The organism is Allobosea lupini (assembly GCF_900109525.1).
GTDB classification, from domain to species: Bacteria; Pseudomonadota; Alphaproteobacteria; order Rhizobiales; family Beijerinckiaceae; genus Allobosea; species Allobosea lupini.
Map to the genome: position 1 here is coordinate 135480 of NZ_FOAN01000009.1, position 14602 is coordinate 150081.

At 66.4% G+C, this 14602-nt stretch carries 16 protein-coding genes and 1 other RNA gene; 10 read left to right on the forward strand and 7 right to left on the reverse strand.

Going from position 1 to position 14602, the window contains the following annotated elements; genetic code table 11:
- Position 1 precedes the first annotated feature (1 nt).
- From fumC to BMZ21_RS23760, 4 genes are all read right to left on the reverse strand, one after another.
- Positions 2-1396 (reverse strand): class II fumarate hydratase, encoded by a 1395-nt coding sequence (gene fumC / locus BMZ21_RS23745; RefSeq protein WP_091840552.1) that lies wholly within the window; start codon positions 1394-1396, stop codon positions 2-4.
- A gap of 18 nt (positions 1397-1414) precedes the next feature.
- Positions 1415-2014, reverse strand: a complete 600-nt coding sequence (locus tag BMZ21_RS23750; RefSeq protein WP_091840555.1) for an SspB family protein — start codon at positions 2012-2014, stop codon at positions 1415-1417.
- Positions 2015-2173: 159 nt separating this feature from the next.
- Positions 2174-2560: a transfer-messenger RNA gene (gene ssrA / locus BMZ21_RS23755) on the reverse strand.
- Between the two features lie 94 nt (positions 2561-2654).
- The gene (locus BMZ21_RS23760) at positions 2655-2951 is read right to left on the reverse strand and encodes a PepSY domain-containing protein (RefSeq protein ID WP_091840557.1); all 297 of its coding nucleotides are present in this window, start codon (positions 2949-2951) and stop codon (positions 2655-2657) included.
- Positions 2952-3248: 297 nt separating this feature from the next.
- Between BMZ21_RS23760 and BMZ21_RS23765 the strand changes: the two genes are divergently transcribed.
- From BMZ21_RS23765 to BMZ21_RS23775, 3 genes are read left to right on the forward strand one after another with little or no spacing between them, the layout of a single operon-like run.
- Positions 3249-4043 carry a thymidylate synthase gene (locus tag BMZ21_RS23765; protein ID WP_091840560.1) on the forward strand — a complete coding sequence of 265 codons (795 nt, stop codon included), beginning with the start codon at positions 3249-3251 and terminating at the stop codon, positions 4041-4043.
- Entirely contained in the window at positions 4040-4522 is a 483-nt protein-coding gene (locus BMZ21_RS23770) for a GNAT family N-acetyltransferase (protein WP_091840563.1), read from the forward strand. The genes BMZ21_RS23765 and BMZ21_RS23770 overlap by 4 nt, the downstream gene beginning before the upstream one ends.
- A 4-nt stretch (positions 4523-4526) precedes the next feature.
- On the forward strand, positions 4527-5042 hold the full coding sequence (locus tag BMZ21_RS23775; RefSeq protein WP_091840564.1) for a dihydrofolate reductase: 516 nt from the start codon (positions 4527-4529) through the stop codon (positions 5040-5042).
- 20 nt (positions 5043-5062) lie between these two features.
- Here BMZ21_RS23775 and BMZ21_RS23780 read toward each other — a convergent pair whose 3' ends face one another.
- Together BMZ21_RS23780 and BMZ21_RS23785 are read right to left on the reverse strand one after the other, a co-directional pair.
- Entirely contained in the window at positions 5063-5485 is a 423-nt protein-coding gene (locus BMZ21_RS23780; RefSeq protein ID WP_091840566.1) for a type II toxin-antitoxin system VapC family toxin, read from the reverse strand.
- Positions 5482-5736, reverse strand: coding sequence for a type II toxin-antitoxin system Phd/YefM family antitoxin (locus tag BMZ21_RS23785; protein WP_091840569.1), 255 nt, complete (start codon positions 5734-5736; stop codon positions 5482-5484). Before BMZ21_RS23785 ends, BMZ21_RS23780 begins: the two co-directional genes overlap by 4 nt.
- A gap of 407 nt (positions 5737-6143) precedes the next feature.
- Between BMZ21_RS23785 and hflK the strand changes: the two genes are divergently transcribed.
- The 5 genes from hflK (at position 6144) to BMZ21_RS23810 (ending at position 10766) form a co-directional block, all read left to right on the forward strand.
- Positions 6144-7337 carry an FtsH protease activity modulator HflK gene (gene hflK, locus BMZ21_RS23790; RefSeq protein WP_091840571.1) on the forward strand — a complete coding sequence of 398 codons (1194 nt, stop codon included), beginning with the start codon at positions 6144-6146 and terminating at the stop codon, positions 7335-7337.
- Positions 7334-8260 carry a protease modulator HflC gene (hflC, locus tag BMZ21_RS23795; protein WP_091840573.1) on the forward strand — a complete coding sequence of 309 codons (927 nt, stop codon included), beginning with the start codon at positions 7334-7336 and terminating at the stop codon, positions 8258-8260. The genes hflK and hflC overlap by 4 nt, the downstream gene beginning before the upstream one ends.
- Before the next feature lie 20 nt (positions 8261-8280).
- Complete coding sequence (locus tag BMZ21_RS23800) at positions 8281-8466, forward strand: DUF2065 domain-containing protein (RefSeq protein ID WP_091840576.1); 186 nt, start codon at positions 8281-8283, stop codon at positions 8464-8466.
- A 263-nt stretch (positions 8467-8729) separates the two neighbouring features.
- Positions 8730-10268, forward strand: a complete 1539-nt coding sequence (locus BMZ21_RS23805; protein WP_244543982.1) for a Do family serine endopeptidase — start codon at positions 8730-8732, stop codon at positions 10266-10268.
- A 156-nt stretch (positions 10269-10424) separates the two neighbouring features.
- Positions 10425-10766: a DHCW motif cupin fold protein gene (locus BMZ21_RS23810; RefSeq protein ID WP_091840579.1), complete on the forward strand. Its 342-nt coding sequence runs from the start codon at positions 10425-10427 to the stop codon at positions 10764-10766.
- A 3-nt stretch (positions 10767-10769) separates the two neighbouring features.
- Here the strand turns inward: BMZ21_RS23810 and serB are convergent, their stop codons facing one another.
- Positions 10770-11660, reverse strand: a complete 891-nt coding sequence (gene serB, locus BMZ21_RS23815) for a phosphoserine phosphatase SerB (protein WP_091840767.1) — start codon at positions 11658-11660, stop codon at positions 10770-10772.
- On the opposite strand from serB, the gene miaA reads away from it, so the two are divergent.
- Both miaA and BMZ21_RS23825 read left to right on the forward strand, forming a co-directional pair.
- Positions 11628-12623: a tRNA (adenosine(37)-N6)-dimethylallyltransferase MiaA gene (gene miaA / locus BMZ21_RS23820; protein ID WP_091840769.1), complete on the forward strand. Its 996-nt coding sequence runs from the start codon at positions 11628-11630 to the stop codon at positions 12621-12623. The two genes, serB and miaA, sit on opposite strands and share 33 nt — an antisense overlap.
- Before the next feature lie 214 nt (positions 12624-12837).
- Entirely contained in the window at positions 12838-14601 is a 1764-nt protein-coding gene (locus BMZ21_RS23825; protein ID WP_091840581.1) for an acetolactate synthase 3 large subunit, read from the forward strand.
- The last annotated feature ends 1 nt before the right edge of the window (position 14602 follow it).

Genomic DNA, 14602 nt, shown 5'->3' on the forward strand with positions numbered 1-14602 from the left:
ATCAGCCCGGGTTGAGCATGTCTTCGGCGACGACGGTCTTGTCAAAGAGCTCACCGTCGACACCGGCCTTCAGCGCTTCCTCGCGCAGGGTCGTGCCGTTGTGATGGGCCGCCTTGGCGATGTTTGCCGCCTTGTCGTAGCCGATCGCGGGAGCCAGCGCCGTCACCAGCATGAGAGAGCGCGAGAGCAACTCAGTCAGGCGCTCGCGATTGGGCTCGATGCCCTCGACGCAGTTGGTGCGGAAGCTGTCGGCCGCGTCCGCAAGGAGGCGACCCGATTGCAGGAAAGCCTGCGCGATCACCGGCTTGAAGACGTTGAGCTCGAAATGGCCCTGGCTGGCGGCGAAGGTGACGGTCGCCTGGTTGCCGTGCACGCGGGTCGCGACCATGGTCAGCGCCTCGGCCTGGGTCGGGTTGACCTTGCCGGGCATGATCGAGGAGCCCGGCTCGTTCTCGGGCAGGCTGATTTCGCCGAGGCCGGAGCGCGGGCCCGAGCCCATCAGCCGGATGTCGTTGGCGATCTTGAACAGGTCCATGGCGAGCGCGGTCAGCGCGCCGTGGCTGTAGGAGATGGCGCCATGGCTGGCGAGCGCCTCGAACAGGTTGTCGGCGGTGCGGAAGGGCAGGCCGGTCAGCCTGGCGACCTCGGCCGAGAACGCCTTGGCGAAGTCGGGATGGGCGTTGAGGCCGGTGCCGACGGCGGTGCCGCCCTGGGCGAGCGCCAGCAGGCCGGGCAGGGTCTGCTCGATGCGGGCGATGCCGAGCTGAACTTGAGCGACATAGCCGGAGAATTCCTGGCCGAGCGTGACGGGGGTCGCGTCCTGGAGATGGGTGCGGCCGATCTTGACGAGATCGGCGAAGGCCTTCGCCTTGGCGTCGAGGGCATCCTTCAGCCGGCCGAGGGCGGGCAGCAGGTCCTTCGAGATGGCGAGCGCGGCGGCGATATGGATCGCGGTCGGGAAGCTGTCGTTGGAGGACTGGCCCTTGTTGACGTGATCGTTGGCGTGGACCGGGCTCTTCTTGCCGAGGCCGGCGCCCAAGATCTCGTTGGCGCGGTTGGCCAGCACCTCGTTGACGTTCATGTTCGACTGGGTGCCGGAGCCGGTCTGCCAGACGACGAGTGGGAAATGCTCGTCGAACTTGCCGGCAAGCGCCTCGTCGGCGGCCTGGACGATCGCCTGCTCGACCTTGCCGTCGAGCAGGCCCAGCTTCGCATTGACGGTGGCCGCAGCCTTCTTCACCAGGACCAGCGCATGCACGACCGGCAGCGGCATGCGCTCGGCCGGGCCGCCGATCTTGAAGTTCTGCAGAGAACGCTGCGTCTGCGCCGCCCAGTAACGGTCATTGGCGACGTCGATCGGACCGAAGGAATCGGTCTCGCTGCGAAATCCGGTCATGATGGAAGTCCTTGGGTCTCAGGTCTTCTTGCGGAAGGCGTCGAGGCTGACGACCTGGGCGCCGCCATCCTCCTCGGTCTCGGGCCTGGCCACGACATCCGCTTCGGCTGCTTCCTTCTTCGCGCTCGCCGGCAGCGCCTTCTGCGCCGGCTTGGGCGGAAGGGCGAGGGGCGCGGCCGGGGCGACGCTGGGCTCGGAGGCCGCGCCGCGCGGCGCCTTCGCCGGGGCGGCGGGCTCGCTCGCCTGCGCTTCGCCGGCGGCGTCCTGCGTCTCGAATTTCAGGCCGAACTGGACCGACGGGTCGAAGAAGGTGGTGATCGCGTCATAGGGGATCAGCAGCCGCTCCGGTACGCCGGAGAAGGAGAGCCCGACCTCGAAGGCGTGGTCGCTGACGTTGAGGTCCCAGAACTGGTGCTGGAGCACGATCGTCATCTCGTCCGGATGCTTCTCGCGCAGGCGCTGCGACAGCCGCACGCCCGGCGCGGTGGTCCGGAAGGTGATGTAGAAATGATGCTCGCCCGGGAGCCCGTCACGGCCCGCCTCGGCCAGGATCTTGCGGACGACGCCCTTGAGCGCGTCCTGCACCATCAGGTCGTAGCGGAGAATATCCTTGGTCATCGGGTCCGGGTTCCGTTTCCGCTCCTCTAGATCACGCCACGACGGGAGGGAAGCTCCTCGAAACGAAAAACGTGACCGATTCCATTAGTTTAGAGCGCTTCTCATGCAAAGGAAGACCTCCTCTGCTGCTCCGCACCGGCTGCCTCAGCCGCATAAAAAAGTGGAGGCTTCTGTTGCCAGGCGCCTCCGAGCCCCGCCTTACGCGGCTAAACGCAAGGGCTTTGGTTTGGGAACCAGCACCGCTTACGCGGCGACAGCAACCCGAGCATTGTTGTCGTTGGCAACTATGCTTTAGGCCCGATAACGGCGGTACCATGCCGAGCAAAAGAACAACCTTTACACCCTCGTCGATCCTATTTCGCCCCCGCCGCAGCCCTGCAACCTTGTGGCTGCAAGTCCCCTGCTGCTCGCGCCGCAGGGCTGTGGTGGAGGCGCCGGGTACCGCCCCCGGGTCCGAAAGGCTTATTCCGAAGTCCGTTTATCGCCATAGCCGGCCTTGCGGACGGCAAGGCGAATATAGGCACTGAGCGCGCGCGGGGAAAGAGAGCAGGAGGCCCTCCCGGCTAATTTCTGCGCAGGCGCGCGAAAGCCGCCGAAAACGCCGGCGGCTTTCGCATTGTTTCGGGAGCCGAAGCCGGGTTCAGGGCGCTGCAGCACCACCGACCACCGAGCCATCATAGGCATTGAGATCGAGCGTCACCTCGACACCGCCCTGGGCGCGCCCGGCGATCTCCCAGCGCCAATCGGAGAGGGCGATCTCCTCGATGTGGACGAGGCCGTGGCGGAAGGCGATCGAGCGCGCCTGCGATTCCGTGATCTTCGGCGCGGTGGCGGTCGCCGGGTTTTGAGGCTTGGCTTCAGCCGAAGCCGACGCCGAAGCATGCCCTGCCAGGCCGACTGCCAGAAGCAGCGCGGCCAGCATGGATAGTCTGCTCATGATACGATCCTCATCAGCCGGGCTCTTGATGGAGCATCGGGTCGTTCCGTAAACCGGAAGCCACCTTCGTCCGATGCTCCAAGCGCAGGCCCGAAGCGCCCCTTCTGTTCACCGGACATTCACATCGGGATGGCGCTTCGGCATTGCAATATCCTGGGCGATCACGATTTATTTCGATGCCGTGAGACTTGGCCGCGAGGGCTGCGTGAAAAGCGGTTGAGAGCTGCGGCGGGTGGGGAGCGCGCCGGCGCGGATGGCGCTAAAGTCGCGCGCTTTTCAGATTCGAATTCGGGTTCAATGCACCAGTATCACGCCCTTCTGCAGCGCGTCCTCGACGAAGGCGTCCGCAAGGACGACCGGACCGGCACCGGCACGCTCGCTCTGTTCGGCCACCAGATGCGCTTCGACCTGTCGGAGGGCTTTCCGCTGGTCACGACCAAGAAGCTGCACCTGAAATCGATCATCCATGAGCTGATCTGGTTCCTGCGCGGCGACACCAATGTGCGCTATCTTCAGGAGAACGGCGTCACCATCTGGGACGAATGGGCCGATGCTAACGGCGATCTCGGCCCGGTCTACGGCAGGCAATGGCGCTCCTGGCCGGCTCCGGACGGCGGCACGATCGACCAGATCGCCTGGCTCGTCGACGAGATCAGGCGCAATCCCGATTCGCGCCGGCTGATCGTCTCGGCCTGGAACCCGGCCGACATCCCGAAGATGGCGCTGGCGCCGTGCCATTGCCTCTTCCAGTTCTTCGTCGTCGACGGACGGCTATCCTGCCAGCTCTACCAGCGCTCGGCCGACGTCTTCCTCGGCGTACCCTTCAACATCGCAAGCTATGCGCTGCTGACCCATATGGTAGCGCAGGTGACCGGCCTCGCCGTCGGCGATTTCGTCCACTCCTTCGGCGACACGCATCTCTATCTCAACCATCTCGACCAGACGCGAGAGCAGCTTTCGCGGACGCCGCGGGCGTTGCCGACCCTCAGGCTCAACCAGGCGGTGCGCAAGCTCGAGGATTTCCGCTTCGAGGACATCGCGATCGAGGGCTATGACCCGCATCCGGCGATCAAGGCCCCGATCGCGGTATGACGCTGACGATCCGTCCCGCCCGGCCGGGCGAAGAGGGGCTGGTGCTCTCCTTCGTGCGCGAGCTCGCCGAATACGAGAAGCTGCTCCACGAAGTCGAGGCCGATGAAGCCGACATGGCCGCCGCCCTGTTCGGGCCCGAGCCCAGGGTGTTCTGCGACATCGCCGAATGGGACGGCGCGCCCGCCGGTTTCGCGATCTGGTTCTACACCTATTCGACCTTCACCGGCCGGCACGGGATATGGCTCGAGGACCTCTATGTCAGGCCCGAGCAGCGCGGCCGCGGCATCGGCAAGGCGCTGATGGTGCGCCTCGCCAAGCGTTGCGTCGACGAGGGGCTGTCGCGCTTCGCCTGGTGGGTGCTGAACTGGAACGAGCCCTCGCGGGTGTTCTACCGCTCGATCGGCGCGGTGGCGCAGAGCGAGTGGACGGTGAAGAGGCTCGACGGCGAAGCGCTGCGCAAGCTCGCCGCCGGGGGCTGAGCGGATGGGCAAGCTTCCCGTCGTCCTGATCGCCGCGATCGCCGACAATGGCGTGATCGGCCGCGACAACCAGCTGATCTGGCGGCTCCGGACCGATTTGCGCCGCTTCCGCGAACTGACCATGGGCTGCCCGATCATCATGGGCCGCAAGACCTTCCTGTCGATCGGCAAACCCTTGCCCGGGCGCCAGAGCGTGGTCCTGTCGCGCGATCCGCAGTTCGGGCCGGACGGCGTCTACGTCGTGCCGACACTCGACCAGGCGCTGGAAACGGCGCAGCGGCTGGGGCAGGCGATGGGCGCGCGCGCCGTCATCGTCGCCGGCGGCGGCGAGGTCTATGCGCAGGCGCTGCCCTTTGCGGACCGGCTGGAGCTGACCTTCGTCCATGCCAGCCCCGAGGGTGATGCGATCTTCCCGGCTTTCGACCGCTCGGCCTTTCGCGAAAGCGCCCGCAGCGAGCATCCGGCGGGCCCCGAGGACGAGCATGCCTTCAGTTTCGCATCGTTTGACAAGCAGGTTTGAGTTTTCGGTCGGGAATCCGGTCAACCTTGCCACGGGTCGATGACGACGACGCCGGCGCCTTCGAAATCCCGGACATTGCGCGTCACCACGGCCAGATCGTGGACCAGCGCCGTGGCGGCGATGAGCGCATCCACTTCGTTGCGCCGATCGGGGATGTGGAGGTGTGCGCAGCGCGTGGCGATCTCGGCAGTGACGGGCAGAATGCGTCCGGCGAATTCCGGGCGGACATGATTGTCGAGCCAGGCTCGCAGGCGCGCGCCCTGCGCGGCGTCCCGGCGCTGGACGCCGAGCACGCCTCGTTCCAGTTCGAGGATGGTGATGGCCGAGATGAAGAAACGCGCCGCGTCTTCCGCCGCGATCCAGGCCAAGACACGGCTGTCGGCCTTGCCGTCACCGATCTTGCGGAGCTCAGAGACGACGTTGGTGTCGAGCAGATAGCTCAAGACAGGTCGATCTTGCGCGGCGCGATCTCGGTGCGCGGCGGATCGAACTCGATGCTCGCCAGGCCGGGCATGGCGAGCGCCTCCACCAGACTGCGGCGTTTGCCGCTCAGGCGTTGGAATTCGCCATAGGTCATCAGTACATGCGAGGGCTTGCCACGGTCCGTGATCACGACGGGGCCTTCCTGCGCGGCCTTCTTGGCGCTGCTGACATCGTGGTTCAGCTCGCGACTGGAAAGAGTAATCCGGGCCATGGCTGAGCTCCATGTAGGCACGTACCTACATATGGCATGTGGCATGGGACTGCAAGATCGGCCATGTTTGGCATGCCCGGCAGCCACCGAATATCGGCGAGGGTGAAGATGCCGACGATCGAATGCAAGCCGGCGGCTGCAGAACCGTGATTGACGCAATGGCGCTGATTCTGGCTCGGGTGTTCGGCGACAGCGCGGATTTCTGCCCTCGCGGAACGCTGCCCGAGTGAGCTGATCAAGCCGTCGAATGAAAGACTGCGACGAAGGGTCTACGACCAAAGGCGCTTGCGTCGTTGACGAATCCGTGGCCGATGCCCAATTCAACGCCCATTGCGCCTGATGGCGCTGACAGCGTTCAACCGTTCAGCTATGCACGGTCGAAGCAAAGAATGAGGAACGGCTGAGGCATGCCTTGGAGTAACCAGAGCGGTGGAAGCGGCGGCAGTGGCGGCGGCGGTGGCGGTGGTCCCTGGGGCCAGCGCGGCGGCGGCGGCAATGGCGGCGGTCCCTGGGGCGGCGGCGGTCCTTCCGGCGGCAACACTCCGCCCGATCTCGAGGAGATCATCAGGCGCGGCCAGGATCGGCTGAAGAACTTCATGCCGGGCGGCAATCTCGGCGGGCGCGGGCTCCTGCTCGTCGGTCTCGGCCTGGTGCTGCTCTGGCTCGCAACCGGCGTCTACACGGTGCGGCCCAACGAGGTGGGCCTCAACCTGATCTTCGGGAAATATGTCGGCAAGACCGGCGAGGGCCTGAATTACAACCTGCCTTATCCGATCGGCAGCGTGATCAAGCCGCAGGTGACCAACGTCATCACCACCGAAGTCGGCTTCCGCACGGTCGAATCGGCGCGCACCTCGCGCCAGACCGACATCGCCGAGGAAAGCCTGATGCTGACCGGCGACGAGAACATCGTCGACATCGACGTGATCGTGCAGTGGCAGATCGATCCGGGCGCGCCCGAGGCCTTCGTTTTCAATATCCAGGATCCGCCGGGCACGGTGAAGGCCGTCGCCGAGAGCGCGATGCGCGAGGTGATCGGCCGGCGCAACATTCAGCCGGTGCTGACCACCGATCGCGCCGCGATCGAGACCGAAGTGCGCCAGCTGATGCAGGACACGCTGAACACCTACCGGGCCGGCGTGCAGATCCGGCTCGTGCAGCTGCAGAAGGTCGATCCGCCGCAGCAGGTCATCGACGCCTTCCGCGACGTCCAGGCGGCCCGCGCCGACCAGGAACGCCTGCGCAACCAGGCCGAGACCTATGCGAACCAGGTCGTGCCGGAGTCGCGAGGCCGCGCCGCGCAGCTCCTGCAGTCGGCCGAAGCCTTCAAGGACCAGACGGTCAACGAGGCGCTCGGCCAGATCAGCCGTTTCAACTCGGTCTATGACCAATACAAGAACGCCCCCGCGGTCACGCGCGAGCGTCTCTTCCTCGAAACCATGGAGCGCGTCTTCGGCGGCATGGACAAGGTGATCCTCGACCAGAACGGCACCGGCAACGGCGTCGTGCCCTATCTGCCCCTCGGTGAGATCGGCCAGCATCAGCAGCGTCGACCGGCCGGCCAGGCCCAGGGCCAGGCCCAGCAGGGAGCGACGCGATGAACGGTCTTTTCCGCGTCGCCGTGCTGGCGGTCATCGCCGTCGTCGCGATCGTCTTCTATGCCGCGACCTTCGTCGTCCAGCAGACCCAGTCGGCGATCGTGCTGCGCTTCGGCGCCGTGCGCACCGTCGTCACCCAGCCGGGGCTCTATTTCAAGCTGCCGGCGCCGTTTGAGCAGGTCACCTATCTCGACAACCGCATCCTCGATCTCGACCTGCCGTCGCAGGAAATCATCGCGTCGGACCAGAAGCGGCTCGTGGTCGATGCCTTTACGCGCTACCGGATCTCCGATCCGCTGCGCTTCTACCAGGCGGTGAACAACATCCCGCGCGCCAATTCGCAGCTCGCCTCGATCGTCAACGGTAACGTCCGTTCGGTCCTGGCCGAGGCGACGTTCACCTCGATGGTGCGCAACGACCGCTCGCGGCTGATGAACCGCATCCGGGACGACGTGAACCGCGAGGCAGGCCGCTTCGGCATGACCGTGGTCGACGTCCGCCTGCGCCGGGTCGACCTGCCGGCCGCCAACTCGCAGGCCGTGTTCCAGCGCATGCAGACCGAGCGCCAGCGCGAGGCGGCGGAAGCGCGCGCTCTCGGCGGTCAGCAGTCGCAGGAAATCCGGGCGCGAGCCGAACGCGACGCGATCATCATCGTCGCCGAGGCGCAGCGGAAATCCGACGAGATCCGCGGCCAGGGCGAGGGCGAGCGCAACCGCATCTTCGCCGAGGGCTTCGGCAAGGATCCGGAGTTCTTCGCCTTCTACCGCTCGATGCAGGCTTACGAAGCGAGCCTGAAGTCCGGCGATACGCGGATGCTGCTGACGCCCGACTCGCCGTTCTTCCGATTCTTCAACGACCCGTCCGGCAAGCGCGCCGGCGCGGCGACGAACGCAGCCCCGGCCACGCCCGCGGCTCCACAGCCCTGACCTATGACCGAGCGTTGCGCATGACAGATTTCCTCGCGGCGCTCGGCCTGGTCTTCGCCATCGAGGGACTGCTTTTCGCGTCGATACCGGAGATCGCCAAGGAGGCGCTGCGCAGCGCCTCCGAGACTCCGGCGGACCGGATGCGCCTGATCGGCATCGTCTCGGCGATCGTCGGTGTCGGCCTGGTCTGGCTGGCTCGCAGTTGATGGAAACCAGATCCGCCCGGCTTGCGCTGCGAGCCGGGCGGATTCTGCTCTGAGGGCCTCAAACGGGAGCCGCTCGGGTTCTGCCCAGGCTCCGAGCCGTTTTCCGGCGATCACGGCATTATGACGCAATCTTGCGTCGCCCTTCCGCCGTATTTTGGCGTTCTTAAGTTGCGTTCGGATTCCGGCTGCGCTGCAATGCCGTCAAGGCGACCCCGTCACCCTCGGTCTCTTGGCGCGACATCATCATGATCATGAGGACATCGATGGCATTCCAACATTCCCACGCCTACCGCCTGGCGCGCATCGCGACGGTTGCCGGCATGGCGTTCGCGACGGTGCCCGCCTTCGCCCAGGTGACGCCGGCGCCTGGCAACGTCCAGGCCACGCCGCAGGCCCACGGCACCACCATCTCGTTGGCCGATCTCGCCGAGCGGGTGATGCCGGCCGTGGTCAACATCGCGGCGGTGACAACCAGCGAGACGCGCGGCCGCAACCTGCCGCAGCTGCCGCAGCTCGGGCCCGACACCCCGTTCGGCGACCTGTTCGAGGAATTCTTCAACCGCCGCGGCCGCGGCGGCGAGCAGGGCCAGAACCAGAACCAGCCGCCGCAGCAGCGCCGCTCGCAATCGGCGGGTTCGGGCTTCGTGGTCGATCCGTCCGGCCTCGTCGTCACCAACAACCACGTCATCGGCGATGCCAACGAGATCACCGTGGTGTTCAGCGACGGCCTGCGGCTCAAGGCCGAGGTCATCGGCAAGGACACCAAGGTCGACCTCGCGCTGCTGCGCGTGAAGCACGACAAGCCGCTGCCCTTCGTCAAGTTCGGCGATTCCGACAAGATGCGGATCGGCGATCCCGTGATGGCGATCGGTAACCCGTTCGGCCTTGGCGGCTCGGTCTCGTCGGGCATCGTCTCGGCCCGCAACCGCGACATCAACCAGGGTCCCTACGACACCTATATCCAGACCGACGCGGCCATCAACAAGGGCAATTCCGGCGGCCCGCTGTTCAACATGGCCGGCGAGGTGATCGGCATCAACACCGCGATCCTGTCGCCGACCGGCGGCTCGGTCGGCATCGGCTTTGCCGTGCCGTCGTCGCTGGCGACCAACATCGTCGATCAGCTGCGCGAGTTCGGCGAGACCCGCCGCGGCTGGCTCGGCGTGCGTATCCAGAACGTCGATGACGCCGCCGCCGAGGCGCTCGGCCTCGGCACCGCCCGCGGCGCGCTGATCGCCGGCATCGACGAGAAGGGCCCGGCCAAGCCGGCCGGCCTCGAAGTCGGTGACGTGATCGTCAAGTTCGACGGCAAGGACGTCAAGGATTCGCGCGAGCTGCCGCGCATCGTCGCCGGCACTGCGGTCGGCAAGGACGTGCCGATCCAGGTGATGCGCAAGGGCAAGGAACTGAACAAGACGGTCAAGCTCGCCCGGCTCGAGGATGGCGAGAAGGTCCAGCAGGCTGCTGCCAACAAGCCCGCGGGCGAGCCCGCCAAGCCGGTGACCGCCTCGGCGCTCGGCCTGGAGTTCTCGGCGCAGAACGACGATCTGCGCAAGCGCTACTCGATCAAGGACGGGCTGAAGGGCGTCGTCATCACCAAGGTCGATGCCAACTCCAACGCCGCGGACAAGCGCATCCTCGTCGGCGAGCTGGTGGTCGAGGTCGGCCAGGAGCCGGTGAACTCGCCGGAGGACGTCACCAAGCGGCTCGACGCCCTGAAGAAGGAGGGCAAGAAGTCGGCCCTGCTGCTGGTCTCGAACGCCCAGGGCGAGGTCCGCTTCGTCGCGGTGACCATGAGCTGATCGCGTCAGCCTGATCCAGAGACAACGAAAGGCGGCCTGCGGGCCGCCTTTTTTATCGGGTGATTGTCCTTGGCGATGGCAGCGATCAGCATTTTGCATTGGTCGGGCGATAACCTCTTCGGCAGGGTGCCGGGACACGCTTCGGAGCGACTGTCCATGCGCATGAGCGAGATTCCCTTCGGCACGACCGACTGGTCCTCAGTCGAGCCGGAACATTTCCCAGGCGAAGAGGGGCAGGCGACCTGGCGCACGCGTCGCTTCGGGCCGGCGGACAATCCGATCCGCGTCAGGATGGTCGAATACTCGCCCGGCTATGTCTCGGACCACTGGTGCGAGAAGGGGCATATCCTGCTCTGCCTGGAAGGCGAGCTGGAGACCACCTTGGCGGATGGCCGGGTGATGTGGCTGCGAGCCGGGATGAGCTACCAGGTTGCCGACAAGGCCGAGCCGCATCGCTCGCGCTCGCCGAACGGGGCGCGGCTGTTCATCGTGGATTGAGGCTCAGTTCCGGACGATCTCGTCGCCGCGATAGCCCTGAGCGTAGAGCAGGGCGGTGAGGTCGGCATGGTCGAGGCGGGCATCGGCCGCGGCGGCCACCGCCGGCTTGGCGCGATAGGCGACGCCGAGCCCGGCCTCGCCCAGCATGGCAAGATCGTTGGCACCGTCGCCGACGGCGAGCGTCGCCTCGTCCGGTAGGCCGAAACGGGTGCGCAGTTCGATCAGCGCGTCGAGCTTGGCCTGCTTGCCGAGGATCGGCTCGGCGACCAGCCCGGCGAGCAGGTTGCCCTCGCTCAGCAGGATGTTGGAGCGGTGCTCGTCGAAGCCGATGGTGCGGCTGATCGGGCCGGTAAAGACGGTGAAGCCGCCCGAGACCAGCGCGGTATGGCCGCCATGGGCGCGCATGGTGCGCACCAGGGCGCTGCCGCCCGGCGTCAGCGTGATGCTTTTTTCGATGATCTCGTCGACGACGCCGAGCGCGATGCCCTTCAGCAGGCCGACGCGCTCGCGCAGCGCCGGCTCGAATTCGAGCTCGCCGCGCATGGCGCGCTCGGTGATGTCGGAGACCTTCTCCTTCAGGCCGACATAGGCGGCAAGCTCGTCGATGCATTCCTGGCCGATCATGGTGGAATCCATGTCGGCGAGGAACAGGCGCTTGCGGCGGGTCGCGGCCGGCTGGACGATGATGTCGACCGGGGCGCCGTCCAGCGCCTCGCGCAATGTCGCTTCGAGCTTGCGTGCATCGCCCGCTTCCGCGAAGAGGTCGGCCGCGATCTCGCCGTCGAGGCGCTCGACCGTCGCCGGAGCGGGCGCCGCGGCGAGCAGGCGGGCGAGCAGGCCATCGTCGAGCAGGGCCTGACCATGGGCGGAGACGAAGGTGGCGACGAGCGTCATGACGGAGCCGGAGACCAAGTGAAATACAGCGCGGTGCTCATCGCAGGTCCGACCGCGAGCGGCAAGTCGGCGCTGGCCGTCGAACTCGCCAGGCGCTTCGGCGGCGTCGTGGTCAACGCCGACTCGATGCAGGTCTATCGTGACCTCCAGGTCATCACTGCACGGCCGATGCCGGAGGAGATGGGCGAGGTACCGCACCGTCTCTATGGCCATGTCGACGGAGCAGTGAACCATTCGGCAGCGGCCTATGCGGCGGAAGTCGGTGCGCTCTTGCAGGAACTGGCCGGGCAGGGCGCTTTGCCCGTGCTGGTCGGGGGCACCGGGCTCTATTTCAAGGCGCTGACCGAGGGCCTCTCGGATATCCCGCCGGTGCCTGACGAGGTTCGCATCGCCTTCCGATCCCGGGTGGAGCAGCGCGAGACCGGCGAGCTGCATGCCGAGCTCGCCGGCAGGGATCCGGAAATGGCGGCGCGCCTGCGGCCGAGCGATCGTTTGCGGGTGATGCGGGCGCTGGAGGTGTTCGAAGCGACCGGGCGTTCGCTGGCGACGTTCCAGGGTTCGAGGCGGCCGGGGCCGCTGGCCAGACAGGAGCTGCTCAAGCTCTTCCTCGCGCCGGAGCGCGAGCTGGTGCGTGCCAGGATCGACGCCCGCTTCGATGTGATGATGGACCAGGGCGCGCTCGACGAGGTCGCGGCCCTGCGCGAGCGCCGGCTCGATCCGCTGCTGCCGGTGATGCGCGCCCATGGCGTGCCCGGGCTGATCGCCCATCTCGACGGCAGGCTCTCGCTGGACGAGGCGGTGGCTCGGGGCAAGGCCGATACCCGCGCCTATGCCAAGCGGCAGGTGACATGGTTCCGCCACCAGATGGAGGGCTGGACCGCGGTCGCGCCGAAGGCAGCGCTCGATGTCGCGATCGCGGCTTGGGCCAGCGACGCCTCGATTGCCGGCTCTAATCCTGCTTGACCATACGACGCTGCTCGTTTAGCGTCCGGCAACTTTCGTTTCGACAGGGCTGCGACATGCGCAAGCTTATTATCGTACAGGTGCGCTGGTAGGGGCCGGTTCAACAACCGGGCGTCCCCGACGCCAGCGCACGCCCAGGCCCCTCCGAGGGCCTTTTTTATTGCCTTTTTCCGACCGATACCGACAGACAGACAGACCTCCGCAGGAGACCGTTATGAGCGAGATGATGACCGGCGCCGAGATGGTCGTTCGCGCCCTCCAGGACCAGGGCGTGGAGCATCTCTTCGGCTATCCCGGCGGCGCGGTGCTGCCGATCTACGATGCGATCTTCCAGCAGGACAAGGTCAAGCACGTGCTCGTCCGCCACGAGCAGGGCGCCGTCCACGCCGCCGAGGGCTATGCCCGCTCGGCGCCGGGCAAGGTCGGCTGCGTGCTCGTCACCTCGGGCCCCGGCGCGACCAACGCCGTCACCGGCCTGACCGACGCACTGCTCGACTCGATCCCGCTCGTCGTCATCACCGGCCAGGTCCCGACGCATCTGATCGGCTCGGACGCCTTCCAGGAATGCGACACGGTCGGCATCACCCGCTCCTGCACCAAGCACAATTACCTGGTGAAGAGCATCGCGGACCTGCCGCGCATCCTGCACGAGGCGTTTTTTGTCGCGGCCAATGGCCGGCCGGGTCCGGTCGTGATCGACATCCCCAAGGACATCCAGTTCGCGTCCGGCGCCTACAGCCGCCCGCGCGACAACCAGCACAAGACCTATCGGCCGGTGGTGAAGGGCGACCTGAACAAGATCAAGGCCGCGGTCGAGCTGATCGCCAAGGCGAAGAAGCCGATCTTCTATACCGGTGGCGGCGTCATCAATGCCGGCCCGCACGCCTCGGCGCTGCTGCGCGAGCTGGCCCGGCTGACCGGCTATCCGGTGACCTCGACCCTGATGGGACTGGGCGCCTTCCCGGCCGCCGACAAGCAGTGGCTCGGCATGCTCGGCATGCACGGCACCTACGAGGCGAACCTCGCCATGCATGACTGCGACGTCATGATCAACATCGGCGCGCGCTTCGACGACCGGATCACGGGGAGGCTCGACGCCTTCTCGCCGCATTCCAAGAAGATCCACATCGACATCGACCCGTCGTCGATCAACAAGAACGTCAAGGTCGACATCGGCATCATCGGCGACTGCGCCCATGTGCTCGAGGACATGGTCCGGATCTGGCGCGAGACCTCGCCGCAGATCGACAAGACCGCGCTCACCGCCTGGTGGACGCAGATCAACGGCTGGCGAGCGCGCAACAGCCTCGGCTACAAGCAGTCCGGCTCGGTGATCAAGCCGCAATACGCGCTCGAGCGGCTCCATGAGCTGACCAAGGACCGCAACACCTATTTCACCACCGAAGTCGGCCAGCACCAGATGTGGGCGGCGCAGTATCTGCGCTTCCAGGAACCGAACCGCTGGATGACCTCAGGCGGGCTCGGCACCATGGGCTACGGTCTGCCGGCGGCGATCGGCGTGCAGATGAAGCATCGCGACGCGCTCGTCATCGACGTCGCCGGCGAGGCCTCCATCCTGATGAACATGCAGGAGATGTCGACGGCGGTGCAGTACCGGCTGCCGGTCAAGGTCTTCATCCTCAACAACGAGTACATGGGCATGGTGCGCCAGTGGCAGGAACTGCTGCATGGCGGGCGCTACTCGGAGAGCTACTCGGCCTCGCTGCCGGACTTCGTCAAATTGGCGGAGGCCTATGGCGGGCACGGCATCCGCTGCTCCGATCCGAACGATCTCGATGCCGCGATCATGCAGATGATCGAGACGCCCGGGCCGGTGATCTTCGACTGCCTGGTGGCGAAGGAAGAGAACTGCTTCCCGATGATCCCGTCGGGCAAGGCGCATAACGAGATGATCCTGCCCGATTTCGAGGGCGATACCGGCGAGATCATCGACGCCAAGGGCAAGCAGCTCGTTTGAT

Coding starts and splice junctions, on each gene's coding strand:
- fumC (WP_091840552.1), bottom strand. CDS start 1,396: ATGACCGGATTTCGCAGCGAGACCGATTCCTTCGGTCCGATCGACGTC.
- BMZ21_RS23750 (WP_091840555.1), bottom strand. CDS start 2,014: ATGACCAAGGATATTCTCCGCTACGACCTGATGGTGCAGGACGCGCTC.
- BMZ21_RS23760 (WP_091840557.1), bottom strand. CDS start 2,951: ATGAGCAGACTATCCATGCTGGCCGCGCTGCTTCTGGCAGTCGGCCTG.
- BMZ21_RS23765 (WP_091840560.1), top strand. CDS start 3,249: ATGCACCAGTATCACGCCCTTCTGCAGCGCGTCCTCGACGAAGGCGTC.
- BMZ21_RS23770 (WP_091840563.1), top strand. CDS start 4,040: ATGACGCTGACGATCCGTCCCGCCCGGCCGGGCGAAGAGGGGCTGGTG.
- BMZ21_RS23775 (WP_091840564.1), top strand. CDS start 4,527: ATGGGCAAGCTTCCCGTCGTCCTGATCGCCGCGATCGCCGACAATGGC.
- BMZ21_RS23785 (WP_091840569.1), bottom strand. CDS start 5,736: ATGGCCCGGATTACTCTTTCCAGTCGCGAGCTGAACCACGATGTCAGC.
- hflK (WP_091840571.1), top strand. CDS start 6,144: ATGCCTTGGAGTAACCAGAGCGGTGGAAGCGGCGGCAGTGGCGGCGGC.
- hflC (WP_091840573.1), top strand. CDS start 7,334: ATGAACGGTCTTTTCCGCGTCGCCGTGCTGGCGGTCATCGCCGTCGTC.
- BMZ21_RS23800 (WP_091840576.1), top strand. CDS start 8,281: ATGACAGATTTCCTCGCGGCGCTCGGCCTGGTCTTCGCCATCGAGGGA.
- BMZ21_RS23805 (WP_244543982.1), top strand. CDS start 8,730: ATGGCATTCCAACATTCCCACGCCTACCGCCTGGCGCGCATCGCGACG.
- BMZ21_RS23810 (WP_091840579.1), top strand. CDS start 10,425: ATGCGCATGAGCGAGATTCCCTTCGGCACGACCGACTGGTCCTCAGTC.
- miaA (WP_091840769.1), top strand. CDS start 11,628: ATGGGCGGAGACGAAGGTGGCGACGAGCGTCATGACGGAGCCGGAGAC.
- serB (WP_091840767.1), bottom strand. CDS start 11,660: ATGACGCTCGTCGCCACCTTCGTCTCCGCCCATGGTCAGGCCCTGCTC.
- BMZ21_RS23825 (WP_091840581.1), top strand. CDS start 12,838: ATGAGCGAGATGATGACCGGCGCCGAGATGGTCGTTCGCGCCCTCCAG.